The sequence below is a fragment of the Streptomyces sp. NPDC050211 genome (genome assembly GCF_040656035.1).
Lineage (GTDB): Bacteria > Actinomycetota > Actinomycetes > Streptomycetales > Streptomycetaceae > Streptomyces.
In genome coordinates this window covers 102089-120645 of record NZ_JBFALC010000007.1, presented here as the reverse complement: position 1 = coordinate 120645, position 18557 = coordinate 102089, and the positions used below count along the sequence as shown (strand labels likewise).

Here is an 18557-nt window from a genome sequence, read left to right as displayed (position 1 = left end):
CCATCGGGGTCTAGAAAGCCGGAGAGAGCCGATACGAAGGGAACGCGATGGCGTACGACCTGATCACCATGGGACGGATCGGCGTGGACCTCTATCCGCTGCAGACGGGTGTCCCGCTGCCGCAGGTGACGTCCTTCGGCAAGTTCCTCGGCGGCTCGGCGACGAACGTCGCGGTCGCCGCGGCCCGCCTCGGCCGCCGTACCGCCGTGATCACCCGTACCGGCGACGACCCGTTCGGCACCTACCTCCACGAGGCACTGCGGGACTTCGGCGTCGACGACCGCTGGGTCACCCCGGTCGCCGGACTGCCCACCCCCGTCACCTTCTGCGAGGTCTTCCCGCCGGACGACTTCCCGCTGTACTTCTACCGCCGCCCCAAGGCCCCTGACCTGGAGATCGACGCCCATGAGCTCGACCTCGACGCGATCCGCGACGCGAGTGTCTTCTGGGTGACCGGCACGGGCCTGAGCGAGGAGCCGAGCCGTACGGCGACCCTCGCGGCCCTCGCCCACCGGGCCAAGGCCGGCACGACGGTCTTCGACCTCGACTGGCGCCCCATGTTCTGGAGCGACCCGGACGCGGCCCGCCCCTTCTACACCGAGGCCCTGCGCCACACCACCGTCGCGGTCGGCAACCTCGACGAGGTGGAGGTCGCCACCGGCGTCCGTGAACCGCACGCCGCCGCCCGCGCCCTCCTGGACGCCGGTGTCGAACTGGCCGTCGTCAAGCAGGGCCCCAAGGGCGTCCTCGCCGTCAACAGCAAGGGCGAAAGCGCCGAAGTCCCGCCCCTGCCCGTGACCGTCCTCAACGGCCTCGGCGCCGGCGATGCCTTCGGCGGGTCCCTCTGCCATGGCCTGCTCGCAGGCTGGGACCTGGAGAAGATCATGCGGCACGCCAACGCCGCCGGTGCCATCGTCGCTTCCCGACTGGAGTGCTCGTCCGCCATGCCGACCCCCGCCGAAGTGGAAGCCGCCCTCACCGCGGGAGCCGTGCTGTGACCGTCGACATCGAGGCGCTGGTCCGCACCCGCAGCCGCCACCCCGAGGCGATCGCCGAAGCGGCCGCCCGCCGCATCCGTCGGCCGCTGCTGGGCGACTCGGGCCGGCTGATGATCGTGGCCGCCGACCATCCCGCCCGCGGCGCGCTCGGCGTCGGCGACCGCAAGTTCGCCATGGCGAACCGCGCGGATCTCCTGGAACGCCTCTGCCTGGCCCTCGCCAGACCCGGCGTCGACGGCGTCCTCGCCACCGCCGACATCCTGGACGACCTGCTGCTGCTCGGCGCCCTGGACGGCAAGGTCGTCATGGGCTCGATGAACCGCGGCGGCCTCCAGGGCGCCTCCTTCGAACTCGACGACCGCTTCACCGGCCACCGCCCCCAGGACATCGAGCGCCTCGGCTTCGACGCGGGCAAGCTGCTGCTGCGGATCGACTTCGACGACCCGGGCTCCCTCACCACCCTGGAGTCCACGGCCCGCGCGATCGACGACATGGCTGCCCGCCAACTCCCCGTGTTCGTCGAGCCGTTCATCAGCCGTCGTACGCCCGAGGGAAAGCTCCGCAACGATCTCTCCGCCGACGCCGTCACCAAGTCGATCGCCATCGCCTCCGGCCTGGGCGGCACCTCGGCGTACACCTGGCTGAAGGTCCCCGTCACCGACAACCCGGACGACATGGCCCGGGTCATGGAGACCTCCACCCTCCCCGCCGTGCTGCTGGGCGGCGATGTCGGGGACGATCAGGACGGCGCGTACGAGAAATGGCGCGGCGCCCTCCAACTGCCGACCGTCCAGGGCCTGGTGGTCGGCCGTTCGCTGCTGTACCCGGCGGACGGCGATGTGGCCGCCGCCGTGGACACCGCCGTAGGACTGCTGTGAGGGCCGCATGAGCAACGAGTTGTACGTCCCGAAGGGCGCCACCGCCGACCCGCACTACGCGCTCGACATCGACCCCAAGCTGGCCGGCTGGACCCACTCCAGTCTGCGGATCGTCGAGCTGGAGGCGGGTGGTTCGCACACCTTCACCACCGGTGACAGCGAGTGGATCGTGGTGCCGCTGAGCGGTGGTTGTACGGTGCAAGTGGAGGACGAGGTATTCCAACTCCTGGGCAGGGAGAGCGTGTTCGCGTCGGTCACCGACTTCGCGTACGCGCCCCGAGACGCCCGGGTACAGATCGCCTCCGGCGCGGGAGGCCGCTTCGCCCTGGCAGGAGCGAAGTGCGAGCGACGACTCCCCGCCCGCTACGGCCCCGCGCCGGAGGTCCCCGTCGAGCAGCGCGGCAGCGGCAACCGCACCCGCCATGTGCGCAACTTCGCCTCCGCCGACGCGTTCGAATGCGACAAGCTCATCGCGGTCGAGGTGATCACACCCGGCGGCAACTGGTCGTCGTATCCGCCGCACAAGCACGACGAGCACCGGCCCGGCGAGGAAGCGGAGCTCGAGGAGATCTACTACTTCGAGATCGACGGCCCGAACGGCTTCGGCTATCAGCGCGTATTCCCCTCCCGTGAGGGCGGATCCGACGTCCTCGCGGAGGTCCGCTCCGGAGACGCCGTCCTCGTCCCCGACGGATGGCACGGCCCGTCGATCGCCCAGCCCGGCCACGACATGTACTACCTGAACGTCATGGCGGGGCCCGGCGAGACTCGGGAGTGGCGGATCTGCTTCCACCCGGATCACACGGAGGGTTACCGATGACCTCAACGACGAGGCTGACGGTCGCGCAGGCGCTGGTGCGCTTCCTGTCCGTCCAGTACACGGAGCGGGACGGCATACGGCACCGGCTCATCGACGCCACCTGGGGCATCTTCGGCCACGGCAACGTCGCCGGGCTCGGCCAGGCGCTGCTCGAGTACGCCGATGACATGCCGTACCACCAGGGCCGCAACGAGCAGTCCATGGTGCACGCGGCGATCGGCTACGCCCGCCAGTCCAACCGCCTGTCCACGCACGCGGTGACGACCTCCATCGGCCCGGGCGCGACCAACCTGGTCACGGGCGCCGCCCTCGCCACCATCAACCACCTTCCGGTGCTGCTCCTCCCCGGCGACATCTTCGCCACCCGCCCCGCCGACCCGGTCCTCCAGCAGCTCGAAGTGCCGTACGCGGGCGACATCTCGGTCAACGACAGCCTCCGCCCGGTGTCGAGGTACTTCGACCGGATCCACCGCCCCGAGGCCCTCATCCCGGCGGCCCTGCAAGCGATGCGCGTGCTCACCGACCCGGTGGAGACCGGCGCGGTGACCCTCGCGATGCCCCAGGACGTCCAGGCCGAGGCCTACGACTGGCCGGACGAGTTCTTCGCCGAGCGCACCTGGGTCGTACGACGGCCAGGAGCGGACCCGACCGAGCTCGCCGAGGCCGTGAACGCGATCCGAGCCGCCCGGCGCCCGCTCGTCGTCGCGGGCGGCGGCGTCCACCACAGCCGTGCCGAGGAGGCGCTGGAGGAGTTCGCCCGCACCACCGGCATCCCGGTCGCCTCCACCCAGGCGGGCAAGGGCTCCCTGCGCTTCGACCACCCGCAGGACGTCGGCGCCGTCGGCCACACCGGCACCGCGACCGCCGACGAACTCGCCCGCACCGCCGACCTGGTGATCGGCGTCGGCACCCGCTACACGGACTTCACCACGGCCTCCGGCACCCTCTTCACCGGCGAGAACGTCCGCTTCCTCAACCTCAACATCGCCCCGTACGACGGCCACAAGCTCTCCGGTCTGCCGCTGATCGCGGACGCCCGCAGCGGCCTCCAGGAACTCACCCAGTCCCTGGGCATGCACGGCCACCGGGTCCCCGACGCGTACGTCACCGAGTACAGCGAGGACAAGGAGCGCTGGGAGCAGCGCGTCGACGCCTGCTTCGAGGCCGAGGAGCCCGATGTCCGGCCGACGCAGCCGCAGGTCATCGGCGCGCTGGACGCCATCGTCGACGAGTCGGACATCATCATCAACGCGGCCGGCTCGCTCCCGGGCGACCTGCACAAGCTGTGGCGGGCGCGGTCGGCGGACCAGTACCACCTGGAGTACGGCTACTCCTGCATGGGCTACGAGATCCCGGCCGCGATCGGCGTGAAGCTCGCGGCGCCCGACCGTCCCGTGTGGGCGCTGGTCGGCGACGGCACCTACCTGATGATGCCGACGGAGATCGTGACGGCCGTGCAGGAGGGCATCGCGATCAAGATGCTGCTCGTGCAGAACCACGGGTACGCGTCCATCGGCGGCCTGTCGGAGGAGACCGGCGCCGAGCGGTTCGGCACCGCCTACCGCTTCCGCGCCGGAGACGGGACGTTCTCCGGCGCCCCGCTGCCGGTGGACCTCGCCGCCAACGCCGCCAGCCTCGGCATGCGCGTGCTGCGCGCGAAGACCGTCGCCGACCTGCACGAGGCGCTCGCCGAGGCGCGGGCCGCCGACACTCCCACATGTGTCTACGTCGAGACCGAAACGGCATACACAGTGTCGGGCCCGCCTCCGGCGCAGGCCTGGTGGGATGTACCTGTGGCCGAGACCGCGACCCGTTCGTCGGCGGTGAAGGCCCGCGAGGAGTACGACCGGCACGTCAACGCCCGACGCCGCCATCTGTGAAGGAGTTCTTGGTCATGACGAAGATCGTCAACCACTGGATCGGCGGCAAGACCGTCGAAGGCGCGTCGGGTACGTACGGGCCGGTCACCGACCCTGCCACCGGCGCGGTCACCACGAAGGTCGCGTTCGCCTCGGTCGACGAGGTGGACGCGGCGGTGCAGGCCGCCAAGGAGGCCTACGTGACCTGGGGCCAGTCCTCGCTGGCCCAGCGCACCAACATCCTGTTCAAGTTCCGGGCGCTGCTCGACGCCAACCGGGACGCCATCGCCGAGCTGATCACCGCCGAGCACGGCAAGGTGCACTCCGACGCCCTCGGCGAGGTCGCGCGCGGCCTGGAGATCGTCGACCTGGCGTGCGGCATCAACGTGCAGCTGAAGGGCGAGCTGTCGACGCAGGTCGCCAGCCGCGTGGACGTCGCCTCCATCCGCCAGCCGCTGGGCGTCGTCGCGGGCATCACGCCGTTCAACTTCCCGGCGATGGTCCCGATGTGGATGTTCCCGATGGCCATCGCGTGCGGCAACACCTTCGTGCTGAAGCCGTCCGAGAAGGACCCGTCGGCGTCGATCAAGATCGCCGAGCTGCTGGCGGAAGCCGGGCTGCCGGACGGCGTGTTCAACGTCGTCCACGGCGACAAGGTGGCCGTCGACCGCCTGCTCGAGCACCCGGACGTCAAGGCCGTCTCCTTCGTCGGCTCGACCCCGATCGCCCGCTACATCCACACCACAGCCTCCGCCAACCACAAGCGCGTCCAGGCGCTCGGCGGCGCCAAGAACCACATGCTGGTCCTGCCGGACGCCGACCTGGACGCGGCGGCCGACGCCGCCGTCTCCGCCGCCTACGGTTCCGCGGGCGAGCGCTGCATGGCGATCTCCGCGGTCGTGGCGGTCGGCGCGATCGGCGACGAGCTGGTGGAGAAGATCCGCGAGCGCGCCGAGAAGATCAAGATCGGCCCCGGCAACGACCCCACCTCCGAGATGGGCCCGCTGATCACCAAGGTCCACCGCGACAAGGTGGCCTCCTACGTCGAGGGCGCGGCGGGCGAGGGCTGCGAGGTCGTCCTCGACGGCACCGGCTACACGGTCGACGGCTTCGAGGACGGCCACTGGATCGGCATCTCCCTGCTGGACAAGGTGCCGACCACCGCGAAGGCCTACCAGGACGAGATCTTCGGCCCCGTCCTGTGCGTGCTGCGTGCGGAGACGTACGACGAGGGCGTGGCCCTCATCAACGCCTCCCCCTTCGGCAACGGCACCGCGATCTTCACCCGGGACGGCGGCGCCGCCCGCCGCTTCCAGCTGGAGATCGAGGCCGGCATGGTCGGCGTGAACGTCCCGATCCCGGTCCCCGTCGGCTACCACAGCTTCGGTGGCTGGAAGGACTCGCTCTTCGGCGACCACCACATCTACGGCAACGACGGCACGCACTTCTACACCCGCGGCAAGGTCGTCACCACCCGCTGGCCCGACCCGGCCGACGCCCCGGCCGGCGTCGACCTGGGCTTCCCGCGCAACCACTGAGTGACACAGCTGAGCCCGGGCACCGCACGTGCCCGGGCTCCGTCATGTCACTGACCGTTGGCCGCCTTGAGCACCTCGGTGAGGTCACCGGTCTGCGCGGCGGGCGGCGCCGAGACGTCGGCCGTGGCGCCGAACTTCTCGAAGTCCATGGTGACCTTCATGGCGCCGGTCTCCTGCTTCAGCCGCACCGGCAGGTCCTTGTCGCCGACCCAGATGTCCATGGTCAGCGAGCCGTCGGCGCCGAGCATCGAGCTGTAGAGGGATTCGTCGTCGCCGTAGAGCTCCTTGAGCTGGCCCATCTTGTCCTTGTCGAGGACGGCCCGGTAGTGCGTCGTCCGCTGCCCGTTCACGGTCTCCGTGCCGAGGTCCTCGACGTCCTCGGCGTACTTCAGGCTCTTCATGGAGGCCGACGGGCTGCCGCCGGAGCTTCCGCTGAGCGCCTGGTCGGCGTCCTCGCCGAACACGGCCGAACCGTCGATCTTCATCCACTCCTTGCCCGCGAGGGGGCCGGAGGGCTGTGGGTCGACGTCGTAGTAGTAGTCGCCGTCCACGAACAGGCAGCGGACCTTCGGTGCGTCCGTCAGTTCCTGCATCTGCACGGCCTTGGTGTCCATCTCGACGTCGAACGCGTACCCGTCGCCCCAGGAGTACGTGCCGTCCATGGCGATCGGGGCGCCGCCGTCGATCGAGGTGGTCATCTTCACCTCGGCAGACCCGAGTTCCTCGGTCCGGTCCGCGGCCCGCGACAGCACCGCCATGATCTTGTCCGCGTTGCCGGCCGCCTTGACCGCCTGCTCCGCGGTCTCCTTCGTGGCCTCCGCGCCGCACCCGGCCGTCGCCACCAGCGCCGCCGCCGTGAACCCCACCCAGGCAGCGGTGTACTTCTGCTTCATTCGTCCCCACCCGTAGCCGTGAATCGACTGTGCACGGGGCCCTGATGAGCCCCACTGACATCAGCGCGCACAGCGGGGTGATCGTCACCGCGGCACGGACCTGATCAGGTCCCGCAGCCGCTCGACGTACAACCGCATGTTCTTGTGCGCGACATCGGTGTCCGGGTAGCGGCTCGCGAACCACAGGCCCTCGTGCAGCCGGTTGATCCATACGCACACCTGGTCGCCGTAGGACACCCGCAGCAGTCCGTACGCCGCCAGCTCGGACCAGTCCGCGGAGCGGGGCAGGTCCCGTCCGTCGACGAAGGAGACGATGGAGTACAGGTCGGGCGAGGTCGGACGGAAGTCGGAGCCGAGCAGCCGCAGCACCCGGGCGATGGGCATGCGGGCCAGGGACCGGTTGGCGTGCATCTCGGCGCGTACGGCCTTCAGGGCGGCCGGGAAGTCGAGGCCCGGCGCCAGGGGAACCTCGATCGGGGCGCCGCCCACGAACCAGCCCACGGTGTCCGACCAGTGGGACTTCACCCGGGTGTGGAAGGGCACGACCGTGCGGTAGACGGACTGCCCGCCGAGCTCCCGGACGATGAGGCCGGTGGCGGCCAGGACGCCGACGAGGCTGCCGCCGTAGGGCCGGCAGTACGCCTCGAAGGCGGCGGCGTCGTCCGCGTCCACCAGCGTCTCCCGCATCAACTTCTGGGTGGGCAGCCCGGCGTCGGGGTCCAGGCCGAGGTCGACGGGGAAGTTCGGCAGCCGGCCGTCGCAGCGGCGGATGAACTCCCGCCAGCGGGCGACGATTTCGTGGCTCTCGTCGATCCGGTCGGCGTCCGCCCGCTCGATCTCGCAGAAGTCGACATAACTGCTGACTGGATCCTGTGGAGCCGGACTGCCCTCGACGCCGGTCGCGTACAGCTCGTGGATCTCGGCCGGGATGCGCTGGATCGAGTAGGAGTCGACGTTGCTGTGGTCGAAGGCCATGTACACGCTGGTGGAGTCGTCCCGCACGACCGCCGCGTACATGAGGTTCGGCCAGCGCAGTGCGTCCGCCGTCGTGTCGAAGCGGTCCTGGAGGTGCCGGATCAGTCCGTCCGCGTCGGGGAAGTCGCCGATGTCCTCGCGGTGCAGGGACACGGCACCGGGGGCGAGGGTGAAGCGCCGTAGTGCGTCGCCGTCCGGCCGGAAGCCGCTGCGCAGCGTCTCGTGCCGGAGGGTCCAGGCCCGCAGCGCGTCCTGCAGCGCGTCCAGGTCGACCCGGCCCGGGATGTCGAAGGCCGTACCGAGCCAGGTCGGCACGAACAGGCCGTCCTCCCGCACACTTCGCGCCGTTTTGATGTGCGACTCCTGGATGTACGCCGGTGGCCGGGCGTCATCCGGCAGGCCCGCCGCCGCCTCCACGGTCGCCGGACTGAGCGTCCACTCGACGAGCCGTCCGGGCCGGACCTCGCAGCGCTGGATGTCAGTGATGCGCACAGGGCGTCTCCGTTCGCGAAGGGGGCAGACCTTCAAGGATCTGCCGGGGCGCCCCCGGAAACCCGCCGTGTCGTGATCTTTCAATTGATCGAGTGGTGCCTCGAACGGCGGTTCCTGTACCACGGTGCGCGTACCACGGGCGCGGTATGCGGGACGGTGCGTGTACGCCCCTGGGAGGTCAGGGGGTTCCGCCCAGAAGCTGTCGGGGGCCGACAGGTTGGCCGCGTACCGTTGACGCATGGATCTTCGACTGCCCGGACTGCGTGGGCCAGGGCGGCCGCGGCGGCTTCTTGCCGCCGCGGCCGCCGTTGTCGTCCTCGCCGGCGCCGGTACGTGGACGGCCGTCGCCTCCGACGACGCGCCCGCGGTGCACCGCGCCGACCGGGTCATGGCCGTGGGTGACGGGGTGCGCATCGACACCTCGTACTTCACCTCCGGCGCGGACGGCCGCCGCCCCGCCGTCCTGCTGGCGCACGGCTTCGGCGGCAGCAAGGACGACGTGCGCGAGCAGGCCGAGGACCTCGCCGCCGACGGCTACGCGGTGCTGACCTGGTCAGCCCGCGGCTTCGGCAAGTCGACCGGCAAGGTCGGCCTGAACGACCCGAAGGCCGAGGTCGCCGACGTCTCCCGGCTGATCGACTGGCTGGCCGAGCAGCCCCAGGTCCAGCTCGACAAGACCGGCGACCCGCGCGTGGGCATGGCGGGAGCCTCGTACGGCGGCGCGATCTCCCTCCTCGGCGCCGGGTACGACGACCGGGTGGACGCCATCGCCCCGGCGATCACCTACTGGAACCTCGCGGACGCGCTGTTCCCCAACGGCGTCTTCAAGAAGCTGTGGGCGGGCGTCTTCTTCAACACGGCAGGCGGCTGCGACAAGTTCGAGACGCAGCTCTGCGAGATGTACGACCGGGTCGCCGAGTCCGGCACCCCGGACGCCAAGGCACGGCAGCTGCTGGAGGAGCGCTCACCGTCGGCCGTCGGCGACCGCATCAAGGTGCCCACGCTGCTGATGCAGGGCCAGACGGACTCCCTCTTCCCGCTCGGCCAGGCCGACGCGGCCGCGAAGGCGATCCGTGCCAACGGCGCACCCGTCGACGTCGACTGGATCTCGGGCGGCCATGACGGCGGCGACCTGGAGGAGAGCCGGCTCAACGCCCGCGTGGACTCCTGGTTCGACCGCTACCTCAAGGACGACAAGAGCGCCGACACCGGCCCCGCCTTCCGCATCACCCGCACCGGCGGCGTCGACTCCACCGACGGCGAGGCCACGCTGCGCGGAGCCAGCTCCGACACCTACCCGGGCCTGGAGAGCGGCCAGAAGTCCCTCGCCCTGACCGGCCGCGAGCAGACCTTCGACAACCCGGCCGGCGCCAACCCGCCCGCCATCTCCGCCCTGCCCGGCCTCGGCGGCGGACTCGCCCAGCTCTCCTCGCTCGGCGTCGGCATCTCGCTGGACTTCCCCGGCCAGTACGCCGCCTTCGAGTCGGCCCCCGTCGGCGACGACCTCCGCATCACCGGATCGCCGACGGCCACCGTCCACGTCAAGTCCACCAGCGACGACGCCGTCCTCTTCGGCAAGGTGTACGACGTCGGCCCCGACGGCACCCAGCAGGTGCTGCCGTCCCAGCTGGTGACGCCTCTGAGGGTGGCGGACGCGAAGGCCGGCAAGGACGTCACGATCACGCTGCCCGCCATCGACCACAACGTCGACAAGGGCCACCGGCTGCGCCTGGTCCTCTCCTCCACGGACCTCGGCTACGCCTCGCCGGCGGCCCCGGCGACGTACACCGTCTCCCTGAAGGGCGACCTGTCGGTGCCCACGGCCTCCGGCGTGAGCACCGCGGCGGCCCCGCTGCCGTCCTGGGTGTGGTGGCTGCCGCTCGCAGGCGCCGTCATCGCGCTGGCCCTGCTGCTGACCGCCCGCCGCCGCACCGCGTCCGTGCCGCCGGACCCCGCACTCGCCGAAGTGCCGCTTCAGATCACGGACTTGAGCAAGCGGTACGCGAAGTCGTCCGACCGTTACGCGGTCAAGGACCTGTCCTTCCGCGTCGAGAAGGGCCAGGTGCTGGGCCTCCTCGGACCGAACGGCGCGGGCAAGACCACGACCCTGCGCATGCTGATGGGCCTGATCACCCCGGACGGCGGCGAGATCCGGGTCTTCGGCCACGCCATCCGGCCGGGCTCCCCGGTGCTGTCCCGGGTCGGCGCCTTCGTCGAGGGCGCGGGCTTCCTGCCGCATCTGTCCGGCCGGGAGAACCTGGAGCTGTACTGGGCCGCGACCGGCCGCCCCGCCGGGGACGCGCACATCGAGGAGGCCCTGGAGATCGCGGGCCTCGGCGACGCCCTCGCCCGCGCGGTGCGCACCTACTCGCAGGGCATGCGCCAGCGCCTCGCCATCGCGCAGGCCATGCTCGGTCTGCCGGACCTGCTCATCCTCGACGAACCGACCAACGGCCTAGACCCGCCGCAGATCCGCGAGATGCGCGAGGTGCTGATCCGGTACGCCGCCGCCGGACGCACCGTGATCGTCTCCAGCCATCTGCTGGCGGAGGTCGAGCAGTCCTGCACCCACCTCGTGGTGATGGACCGGGGCAGACTCGTGCAGGCGGGCCAGGTCGGGGAGATCATCGGCTCCGGCGACACCCTCCTCGTCGGCACCGGTACGCCCGTGGAGGGCCCCGTCGTGGAGAAGGTCGCGGCGCTGCCGGGCGTCACCTCGGCCGTGTCCACCGACGACGGGCTGCTGATCAGGCTCGACGGTGACGGCACACCACAACGCCTGGTCGCCGAACTCGTCCGCCTCGACATCCCCGTCCAGTCGGTCGGCCCGCACCGCCGCCTCGAAGACGCCTTCCTCACCCTGATCGGAGGCTCCGCATGAGCACGCTCACCGAGGGAACCGGCCGCTCCGAAGAGACCGGCCGCCCCGAGCCGCTCGTCGAGCGCGCCGAAACGGCGTCCGGCTACCGCGCGGGCCGCACCCTGCCGCTCCGCGTCGAGCTGCTCCGCCAGCTCAAGCGGCGCCGCACGCTGGTCATGTTCGCGATCCTCGCCGTCCTGCCGTTCGTGCTCGTCGTCGCCTTCGCGATCGGCGGCGAGCCGGACAGCGGCGGTGGCGAGCGGATCACGCTGCTGGACACGGCCACGCAGTCCGCCGCCAACTTCGCCGCGGTGAACCTGTTCGTGTCCGCGGGCTTCCTGCTGGTGATCCCGGTCGCCCTGTTCTGCGGGGACACGGTCGCCTCGGAGGCCGGCTGGTCCTCCCTGCGCTATCTGCTCGCCGCACCCGTGCCCCGCGCCCGGCTGCTGTGGTCCAAGCTCGTGGTCGGCCTCGGCCTCAGCCTCGCCGCGATGATCGTGCTGCCCCTGGTCGCGCTGGCCGTCGGCCTCGCCGCCTACGGCTGGGGCCCGCTGCAGCTCCCGACCGGCGGCGCGGTGGACGCGGGCACGGCGGCCCAGCGGCTCGTGGTGGTCGTGGGGTTCATCTTCGTCTCCCAACTGGTCACCGCCGGGCTCGCGTTCTGGCTGTCCACCAAGACGGACGCGCCCCTCGGGGCGGTGGGCGGCGCGGTCGGCCTGACCATCGTCGGCAACGTCCTCGACCAGGTGACCGCCCTCGGCGACTGGCGGCACTTCCTGCCCGCGCACTGGAACTACGCCTGGGCCGACGCCGTCCAGCCGAACCCCGAGTGGTCCAGCATGATCCAGGGCTGCGCGATTTCCGTAACGTACGCGCTCGTGCTGTTCGCGCTGGCCTTCCGCGGTTTCGCCCGCAAGGACATCGTGTCGTAGGTCACCGGAGGATCACCCACCGGTCTCGACGGGCCTGCTCCGTGCCCTCATCGAGACGCTTCCGCAACGCCCCGTCACGCACGTTTCGGCCCCCTTCGCCGTCACAGTCACAGACGTCGACCGACAAAGGGGGCACGGATGTTGAAGCGGTACGGCATACGGCGGCTGCTGCTCACGCTCACCGCGGCGAGCGGCCTGCTGCTCACGGCCTGCGGCGGGGGTGACACCGGTAACGGCGACAGCTCGAACGCCGCGCAGGACAAGGGCTTCCCGGCACCTGCGCCGCGCGCACCCGACGGCGGCGGGGCGACGGGCGAGCAGCGGGACGGCACCGACGAATCCCGTGAGTTCGCCCCCGAACCCGACTACCTCTCGACCTTCGCCCTCGACGTCGACACCGCCTCCTACGGCTACGCCCGCCGCACCCTCGCCGAGGGCCGGCTGCCCGACCCATCGACGGTCCGCCCGGAGGAGTTCGTCAACAGCTTCCGCCAGGACTACGACCGCCCCGACGGCGACGGCTTCTCCGTCACCGTCGACGGCGCCCGCACCGCCGCGGACGACTGGTCCCTGGTCCGGGTCGGCCTCGCCACCCGGTCCGCCGAGGACGAGGGAGAACGGCCGCCCGCCGCCCTCACCTTCGTCATCGACATCTCCGGCTCCATGGCCGAACCCGGCCGTCTCGACCTCGCCAAGGACTCCCTCGGCGTGATGACGGACCAGCTGCGCGACGACGACTCGGTCGCGATCGTCACCTTCAGCGACGAGGCCGAGGAGGTGCTGCCGATGACCCGCCTCGACGACAACCGCGGCGAGGTCCACGACGCCATCGACAGCCTGGAGCCCACCGACTCGACCAACCTCGGCGCGGGCGTCGACACCGGCTACGAGACCGCGGAGGACGGCCTGCGCGAAGGCGCCACCAACCGCGTCGTCCTCGTCTCCGACGCCCTCGCCAACACCGGCGACACCGACGCGGAGACCATCCTCGAACGCATCGCGACCGAACGCCGCGAGCACGGCATCACCCTCTTCGGCGTCGGCTTGGGCAGCGACTACGGCGACGCCCTGATGGAACAGCTCGCCGACAACGGCGACGGCCACACGGTCTACGTCTCGGACGACGAGGAAGCCCGCAAGGTGTTCGTGGAGCAACTCCCGCAGAACATCGACCTCACCGCCCGCGACGCCAAGGCCCAGGTCGCCTTCGACCCCGAGACGGTCGCCGAGTACCGCCTGGTCGGCTACGACAACCGCCAGGTCGCCGACGAAGACTTCCGGGACGACCGCGTCGACGGCGGCGAGGTCGGCCCCGGCCACACCGTCACCGCCCTCTACGCCGTCCGCGTCAAGCCCGGCGCCGACGGCCACCTCGCCACGGCGAGCGTCCGCTGGCTCGACCCCGAATCCCGCGACCCGCACGAGGAGTCCGGCCAGCTGGAGACCGGCTCCCTCGAGGACTCCCTGAGCGAAGCCGCGCCGCGCCTCCAGGTCACCGCGACGGCCGCCTATTTCGCCGACGCCCTCGACGGCGACGACTCCCTTCCGGGCGCCCCGACCCTCGCCGGACTGGCCGACTACTCCGCCGAGTTGGCGACCAGGACCGAGGACGAGGAGGTCCGCCGCCTCGCCGACACCATCGACCGGGCGAGTGACCTCACCGGTCAGGACTGAGGCCCGCCCCCGCACACCGAGGGCACGGCCCGCTGAAGCCCCTTCAGGTGCAGGACGTCCAGCTCATGGCGGTACGCCGACCAGGTGCTCGCGAGGTACAGCCTCGGCTCGCACGACGGCGACGTCCGCAGCCGCTGTGTGTCCTTCAGGGCGGTCAGCAACTCGGTGGTGATGCGGTCGAGTTGCGGACGCACCTCCGTGGCCAGGTCGGGGCGCTCGGTGGGCCGCTCCTCGGGATGCGCGTCCCAGCGTCCGTACAGCCCGCGCTGCACCAGCTTGTTCGCCTCGATCTGGTCCCGGAACACGGCCCGCACGGCCGCCGGGTCCAGCCCGAGCCCGCTCGCCCGGGCGGCGACGTCGTCCAGGATCTGCTGCTCGCGCACCGGGTCGTCGATCGGCTTGTCGGTGCCGTACTTGGCGGCTGCCACCTTGTCGGCGAGCAGCAGCCGCTCGGCGAACAGGTCGGTCAGCGGGATGAGTCCGGGGGCGACGGAGGCCGCCTGCGGGGGAGTCGAGGTGTGCGCGGCGGCCGATGGGGCGCCGGAGAGGGACACGGCCGCGGCGGCGCATACGGCCACCAGGGCGGACCGGAGACGTCGGGAGTGCACGGGGGTTTCCTTCCGGTGGGGGGCGGTCGTACAGCAACGTACAGACGCACACACCATCACTACGCCCCGACCCATTGACCTTTCGTTACGCGCGAGTAAGTTGACTCCGCGGTAAGTCCGACTGGCACCGGGAGCCGACATGGGCGTACGCAAGGACCTGAAGCGGGCGAAGCAGCGCACCGACCTGGCCGCGCGCACCAAGGTCGAGCTGATCAGGGACGAGTCGGGCGCGGTGCGCGAGGCTCGTACCGCCCCACTCGCGCCGCGCGTCACCACCGGCAGCACGGCCGACCTGCCGTTCACCAACGCCGCGGAGGCTCCCGACGCGGTGGTCCTGCGCCGCGAGCGCCACGGCAGCTGGCAGCCCGTCACGGCCGCCGCCTTCGCCGCCGAAGTCACCGCCGTAGCCAAGGGATTGATCGCCGCCGGCCTCGAACCGGGCGGCCGGGTCGCCCTGATGTCCCGCACCCGCTACGAGTGGACGGTCCTGGACTTCGCGATCTGGGCGGCCGGCGGCCAGACCGTCCCGATCTACGCCACCTCCTCGGCCGAGCAGGTCGAGTGGATCGTCCGCGACTCGGGCACCCGTCTCGTCGTCACGGAGACGGCGGAGAACGCCGAGACGGTGACCACCGGCACGGCCCGCCACCCCGAACCCCCGCGCATCTGGCAGCTCGACGCCGACGCACTCACCCAACTCACCACCCTCGGCCGGGACATCCCCGACGAGGAGGTCACCAAGCGCCGTACGGCCCTGACCCCCGACACGGTCGCCACGGTCTGCTACACCTCCGGCACCACCGGAAAGCCGAAAGGCTGCGTCCTCACGCACGCAAACCTCCATGCCGAGGCCGCCAACACGGTAGAGCTGCTCCACCCCCTCTTCAAGGAGGTCACCCGCCAAACAGCCTCCACCCTCCTCTTCCTCCCGCTCGCCCACATCCTCGGCCGCACGCTCCAGATTGCCTGTCTGATGGCCCGTATCGAGATCGGCCACTGCCCGAGCATCAAGCCCGACGAACTCCGCCCCGCACTCAAGGAGTTCCGGCCCACCTTCCTCGTCGGCGTCCCGTATCTCTTCGAGAAGATCCACGACACCGGTCGCGCCACCGCCGAGAAGATCGGCCGCGGCGCCTCCTTCGACCGCGCCGACCGCATCGGCGTCCGCTTCGGCGAGGCGTACCTGAACAAGTTCCTCGGCACCGGCAAGGGCCCGGGCCCCGCCCTCTACGCCGCCTGGGCCCTGTACGACCTGTTGGTCTACCGCCGGGTCCGCAAGGAACTCGGCGGCCGGATGAGGTACGCCATCAGCGGCGGCTCCCCGCTCGACCGCAACCTCAACCTGTTCTTCTACGCCGCCGGGATCATCGTCTACGAGGGCTACGGCCTGACCGAGACCACCGCCGCCGCCACCATCGTCCCGCCCCTCAAGCCCCGCCCCGGCACGGTCGGCCTCCCGGTCCCCGGCACGGCCATCCGTATCGCCGACGACGGCGAGGTGCTCATCAAGGGCGGCATCGTCTTCGGCTCGTACTGGAACAACCCGGCCGCCACCGACGCCGTACTCACCGACGACTGGTTCGCCACCGGCGACCTGGGCGCCCTCGACGACGACGGCTATCTCACCATCACCGGCCGCAAGAAGGACATCATCGTCACCTCCGGCGGCAAGAACGTCTCCCCGGCCGTCCTGGAGGACCGGCTCCGCAGCCGCCCGCCCATCGGCCAGTGCCTCGTCGTCGGCGACAACCGCCCCTTCGTCGCCGCCCTGATCACCCTCGACCCCGACGCGGTCGCCCACTGGCTGTCCGTCCGCAAGCTGCCCGCCGACACCCCGCTGTCCGAGGTCGTACGGGACCCGCGGATGCGCGCGCAGGTGCAGAAGGCCGTGGACTACGCCAACGAGGCCGTCTCCCGCGCCGAGTCGATCCGCACCTTCGCCCTGGTCGAGGGCGAGTTCACCGAGGACAACGGCATGCTCACCCCGTCCCTGAAGGTGAAACGCCATGCGGTGACGGCGGCGTACGCGGACGAGATCGAGGCGCTGTACGGCGGGTGAGCCCACCGGGCACGGACGGGCAACCGGGTGAATTACCTGGCAAATTGCACATATCAGTTTCTTTAGGTCTCCACATCTCGTTCACAGTTGGCAGGTCGTGGCGCATACGAGCGCGCGGCAGCGCGGTCCTGCGACGACCGGCTTCGCCCCTGAGAGGAAGACAACGAGAGTGCGACAGACCCTCAGCAAGGGATTGATCGTGGCCGTCACCGCCACGACAAGCGCCCTGTCCCTGTACGGCACCTGGGCCTTCGCGACACCCGGCAAGCTCGGGACCGCGGCCCAGTCCCCGGCCGTACTGTCCGGCAACACGGCTCGGTGGGACACCGAGGACGGCCTGGACGGCCTGAACGGCCTGGACGAAAAGCTGAACAACCTGGACGAGCGGCTGGACCAACTGCGGGTCCCGCAGCCGTGGTTCGAAAACGGCACCTTCGGCTACGACACCGACACCGACACCGACACCGAGGACACGTCCGGACACCACTCCGAGCAGCCGTCCGGACATGGCAGTGAGGTCCCGTCCGGGTACGGCAGCGAGGTCCCCTCTGGATACGGCCGTGAGGAGCCGCCCGGTTACGGTCCGGAAGGGCCGCCCAGCTATGGCCGCGAGGAGCCGAGCGAGAAGCCGACCTGCGAGTGCCACAGCCACCACCCCGAGCCGACCCCCACACCGACCAAGACGGTCACGCCGCCGCCCCACAAGCCGACCACGCCACCGCCCTCCCACAAGCCGACGCCCACCCCGTCGAAGACACCGCCGGCGAAGCCGCACCACCCGCAGATGCCCGAAACCGGCGCTGAGGGCATCATCGCGGCCACGGCAGCCGGCGGAGCACTCCTGGCAGCCGGAACGGTCCTGTACCGACGAGGCCGGGCAGGAACCCACCGGTAGTACAGCGCCGGTAAGGGGCGCGGGGAACTGCGCGACCAGCCACAACGGCGCCGCAGATAACCGACGACACATCGCGGCACTACCAGCGGAGCGCTCACGTGTTCTGCGTGAACTTCCACGCATCCGCGACGATCTCCGCGAGATCCGCCCGGGACGGGCTCCACCCGAGCCTGTCCCGGGCAGCCCCTGCGGACGCCACCAGCACCGCCGGGTCGCCGCCGCGCCGGGCCGTGACGACCTCGGGGATCGGGTGCCCGGTGACCTGCCGGACGGTCTCGATGACCTCACGGACGGAGAAGCCGTTGCCGTTACCGAGGTTGCAGATCAGGTGTTCACCGGGCCGCGCGGCCTTCACGGCCAGCAGGTGGGCCTCGGCCAGGTCGGCGACGTGGATGTAGTCGCGGACGCAGGTGCCGTCCGGCGTCGGGTAGTCGTCGCCGTGGATGGAGACGGCGTCCCGCTTGCCCAGGGCGACCTGGAGCGCCAGCGGGATGAGGTGCGACTCGGGGTCGTGCCGCTCGCCCTGGTTGCCGTATGCGCCGGCCACGTTGAAGTAGCGCAGGGAGACCGCGGCCAGGCCGTGCGCCGCCGCCTCACCGGTGATCATGTGGTCGACGGCGAGCTTCGAGGCGCCGTAGGGGTTGGTCGGCCTGGTCGGCGCGGTCTCCACGATCGGGACCTGCTCGGGCTCGCCGTAGGTGGCCGCGGTCGAAGAGAAGACCAGCTTGCGCACGCCCGCCGAGCGCATCGCCTCCAACAGGGCCATGCTGCCGGCGACGTTGTTGTCCCAGTACTTCTCGGGCAGTACGACCGACTCGCCGACCAGCGCGCACGCGGCGAAGTGCAACACCACGTCGTACGACGAGTCGAGCCACTTGGCGGCGTCCTTGATGTCGCCCTCGATGAAGGTGATGCCACTCGGGATGCCTTCACGGAAGCCGGTCGAGAGATTGTCCAGCACGGTGACCTCGTGACCGGCCTCCAGCAGATGCTGCGCGACGACCCCACCGACATAGCCCGCTCCACCGGTGACCAGACACTTCCCGCTCATGGACTCGCTCCCTTTCATCGCCGAC

General features: G+C 70.9%; 14 protein-coding genes. 10 read left to right on the top strand and 4 right to left on the bottom strand.

Annotated features, from left to right (window positions below; translation table 11 throughout):
• Nucleotides 1-47: 47 nt before the first annotated feature.
• From iolC to mmsA, 5 genes are read left to right on the top strand one after another with little or no spacing between them, the layout of a single operon-like run.
• A complete protein-coding gene (iolC, locus tag AB0I98_RS10075; RefSeq protein ID WP_362938085.1) occupies nt 48-998 on the top strand; it encodes a 5-dehydro-2-deoxygluconokinase in 951 nt (316 codons plus the stop codon).
• Complete coding sequence (locus AB0I98_RS10070) at nt 995-1876, top strand: deoxyribose-phosphate aldolase (RefSeq protein ID WP_362938081.1); 882 nt, start codon at nt 995-997, stop codon at nt 1874-1876. The genes iolC and AB0I98_RS10070 overlap by 4 nt, the downstream gene beginning before the upstream one ends.
• Nucleotides 1877-1883: 7 nt before the next feature.
• The gene (gene iolB / locus AB0I98_RS10065; RefSeq protein ID WP_328364195.1) at nt 1884-2696 is read left to right on the top strand and encodes a 5-deoxy-glucuronate isomerase; all 813 of its coding nucleotides are present in this window, start codon (nt 1884-1886) and stop codon (nt 2694-2696) included.
• Nucleotides 2693-4576, top strand: coding sequence for a 3D-(3,5/4)-trihydroxycyclohexane-1,2-dione acylhydrolase (decyclizing) (gene iolD / locus AB0I98_RS10060; RefSeq protein WP_362938078.1), 1884 nt, complete (start codon nt 2693-2695; stop codon nt 4574-4576). The genes iolB and iolD overlap by 4 nt, the downstream gene beginning before the upstream one ends.
• 14 nt (nt 4577-4590) lie before the next feature.
• Nucleotides 4591-6093, top strand: a complete 1503-nt coding sequence (gene mmsA, locus AB0I98_RS10055) for a CoA-acylating methylmalonate-semialdehyde dehydrogenase (protein ID WP_362938075.1) — start codon at nt 4591-4593, stop codon at nt 6091-6093.
• Nucleotides 6094-6140: 47 nt separating this feature from the next.
• Here mmsA and AB0I98_RS10050 read toward each other — a convergent pair whose 3' ends face one another.
• Both AB0I98_RS10050 and AB0I98_RS10045 read right to left on the bottom strand, forming a co-directional pair.
• Nucleotides 6141-6986, bottom strand: a complete 846-nt coding sequence (locus tag AB0I98_RS10050) for a hypothetical protein (protein ID WP_362938072.1) — start codon at nt 6984-6986, stop codon at nt 6141-6143.
• Between the two features lie 84 nt (nt 6987-7070).
• Entirely contained in the window at nt 7071-8453 is a 1383-nt protein-coding gene (locus AB0I98_RS10045) for a condensation domain-containing protein (protein WP_362938069.1), read from the bottom strand.
• A 238-nt stretch (nt 8454-8691) separates the two neighbouring features.
• Between AB0I98_RS10045 and AB0I98_RS10040 the strand changes: the two genes are divergently transcribed.
• The 3 genes from AB0I98_RS10040 (at nt 8692) to AB0I98_RS10030 (ending at nt 13919) form a co-directional block, all read left to right on the top strand.
• Nucleotides 8692-11334: a CocE/NonD family hydrolase gene (locus tag AB0I98_RS10040; protein ID WP_362938066.1), complete on the top strand. Its 2643-nt coding sequence runs from the start codon at nt 8692-8694 to the stop codon at nt 11332-11334.
• Nucleotides 11331-12245: an ABC transporter permease gene (locus AB0I98_RS10035; RefSeq protein ID WP_362938063.1), complete on the top strand. Its 915-nt coding sequence runs from the start codon at nt 11331-11333 to the stop codon at nt 12243-12245. The genes AB0I98_RS10040 and AB0I98_RS10035 overlap by 4 nt, the downstream gene beginning before the upstream one ends.
• A gap of 138 nt (nt 12246-12383) precedes the next feature.
• Nucleotides 12384-13919 carry a von Willebrand factor type A domain-containing protein gene (locus AB0I98_RS10030; RefSeq protein WP_362938061.1) on the top strand — a complete coding sequence of 512 codons (1536 nt, stop codon included), beginning with the start codon at nt 12384-12386 and terminating at the stop codon, nt 13917-13919.
• Here AB0I98_RS10030 and AB0I98_RS10025 read toward each other — a convergent pair.
• Nucleotides 13910-14527, bottom strand: coding sequence for a chorismate mutase (locus tag AB0I98_RS10025; RefSeq protein WP_362938058.1), 618 nt, complete (start codon nt 14525-14527; stop codon nt 13910-13912). The two genes, AB0I98_RS10030 and AB0I98_RS10025, sit on opposite strands and share 10 nt — an antisense overlap.
• A gap of 139 nt (nt 14528-14666) precedes the next feature.
• Between AB0I98_RS10025 and AB0I98_RS10020 the strand changes: the two genes are divergently transcribed.
• Both AB0I98_RS10020 and AB0I98_RS10015 read left to right on the top strand, forming a co-directional pair.
• Nucleotides 14667-16586 carry an AMP-dependent synthetase/ligase gene (locus AB0I98_RS10020; protein ID WP_362938055.1) on the top strand — a complete coding sequence of 640 codons (1920 nt, stop codon included), beginning with the start codon at nt 14667-14669 and terminating at the stop codon, nt 16584-16586.
• Nucleotides 16587-16755: 169 nt separating this feature from the next.
• Entirely contained in the window at nt 16756-17481 is a 726-nt protein-coding gene (locus tag AB0I98_RS10015; RefSeq protein ID WP_362938051.1) for an LPXTG cell wall anchor domain-containing protein, read from the top strand.
• A gap of 94 nt (nt 17482-17575) precedes the next feature.
• Here the strand turns inward: AB0I98_RS10015 and galE are convergent, their stop codons facing one another.
• The gene (gene galE / locus AB0I98_RS10010; protein WP_362938048.1) at nt 17576-18532 is read right to left on the bottom strand and encodes a UDP-glucose 4-epimerase GalE; all 957 of its coding nucleotides are present in this window, start codon (nt 18530-18532) and stop codon (nt 17576-17578) included.
• Nucleotides 18533-18557 lie beyond the last annotated feature (25 nt).

Coding starts and splice junctions, on each gene's coding strand:
- AB0I98_RS10040 (WP_362938066.1), top strand. CDS start 8,692: ATGGATCTTCGACTGCCCGGACTGCGTGGGCCAGGGCGGCCGCGGCGG.
- AB0I98_RS10050 (WP_362938072.1), bottom strand. CDS start 6,986: ATGAAGCAGAAGTACACCGCTGCCTGGGTGGGGTTCACGGCGGCGGCG.
- iolB (WP_328364195.1), top strand. CDS start 1,884: ATGAGCAACGAGTTGTACGTCCCGAAGGGCGCCACCGCCGACCCGCAC.
- iolD (WP_362938078.1), top strand. CDS start 2,693: ATGACCTCAACGACGAGGCTGACGGTCGCGCAGGCGCTGGTGCGCTTC.
- AB0I98_RS10020 (WP_362938055.1), top strand. CDS start 14,667: ATGGGCGTACGCAAGGACCTGAAGCGGGCGAAGCAGCGCACCGACCTG.
- AB0I98_RS10030 (WP_362938061.1), top strand. CDS start 12,384: ATGTTGAAGCGGTACGGCATACGGCGGCTGCTGCTCACGCTCACCGCG.
- galE (WP_362938048.1), bottom strand. CDS start 18,532: ATGAGCGGGAAGTGTCTGGTCACCGGTGGAGCGGGCTATGTCGGTGGG.
- iolC (WP_362938085.1), top strand. CDS start 48: ATGGCGTACGACCTGATCACCATGGGACGGATCGGCGTGGACCTCTAT.
- mmsA (WP_362938075.1), top strand. CDS start 4,591: ATGACGAAGATCGTCAACCACTGGATCGGCGGCAAGACCGTCGAAGGC.
- AB0I98_RS10035 (WP_362938063.1), top strand. CDS start 11,331: ATGAGCACGCTCACCGAGGGAACCGGCCGCTCCGAAGAGACCGGCCGC.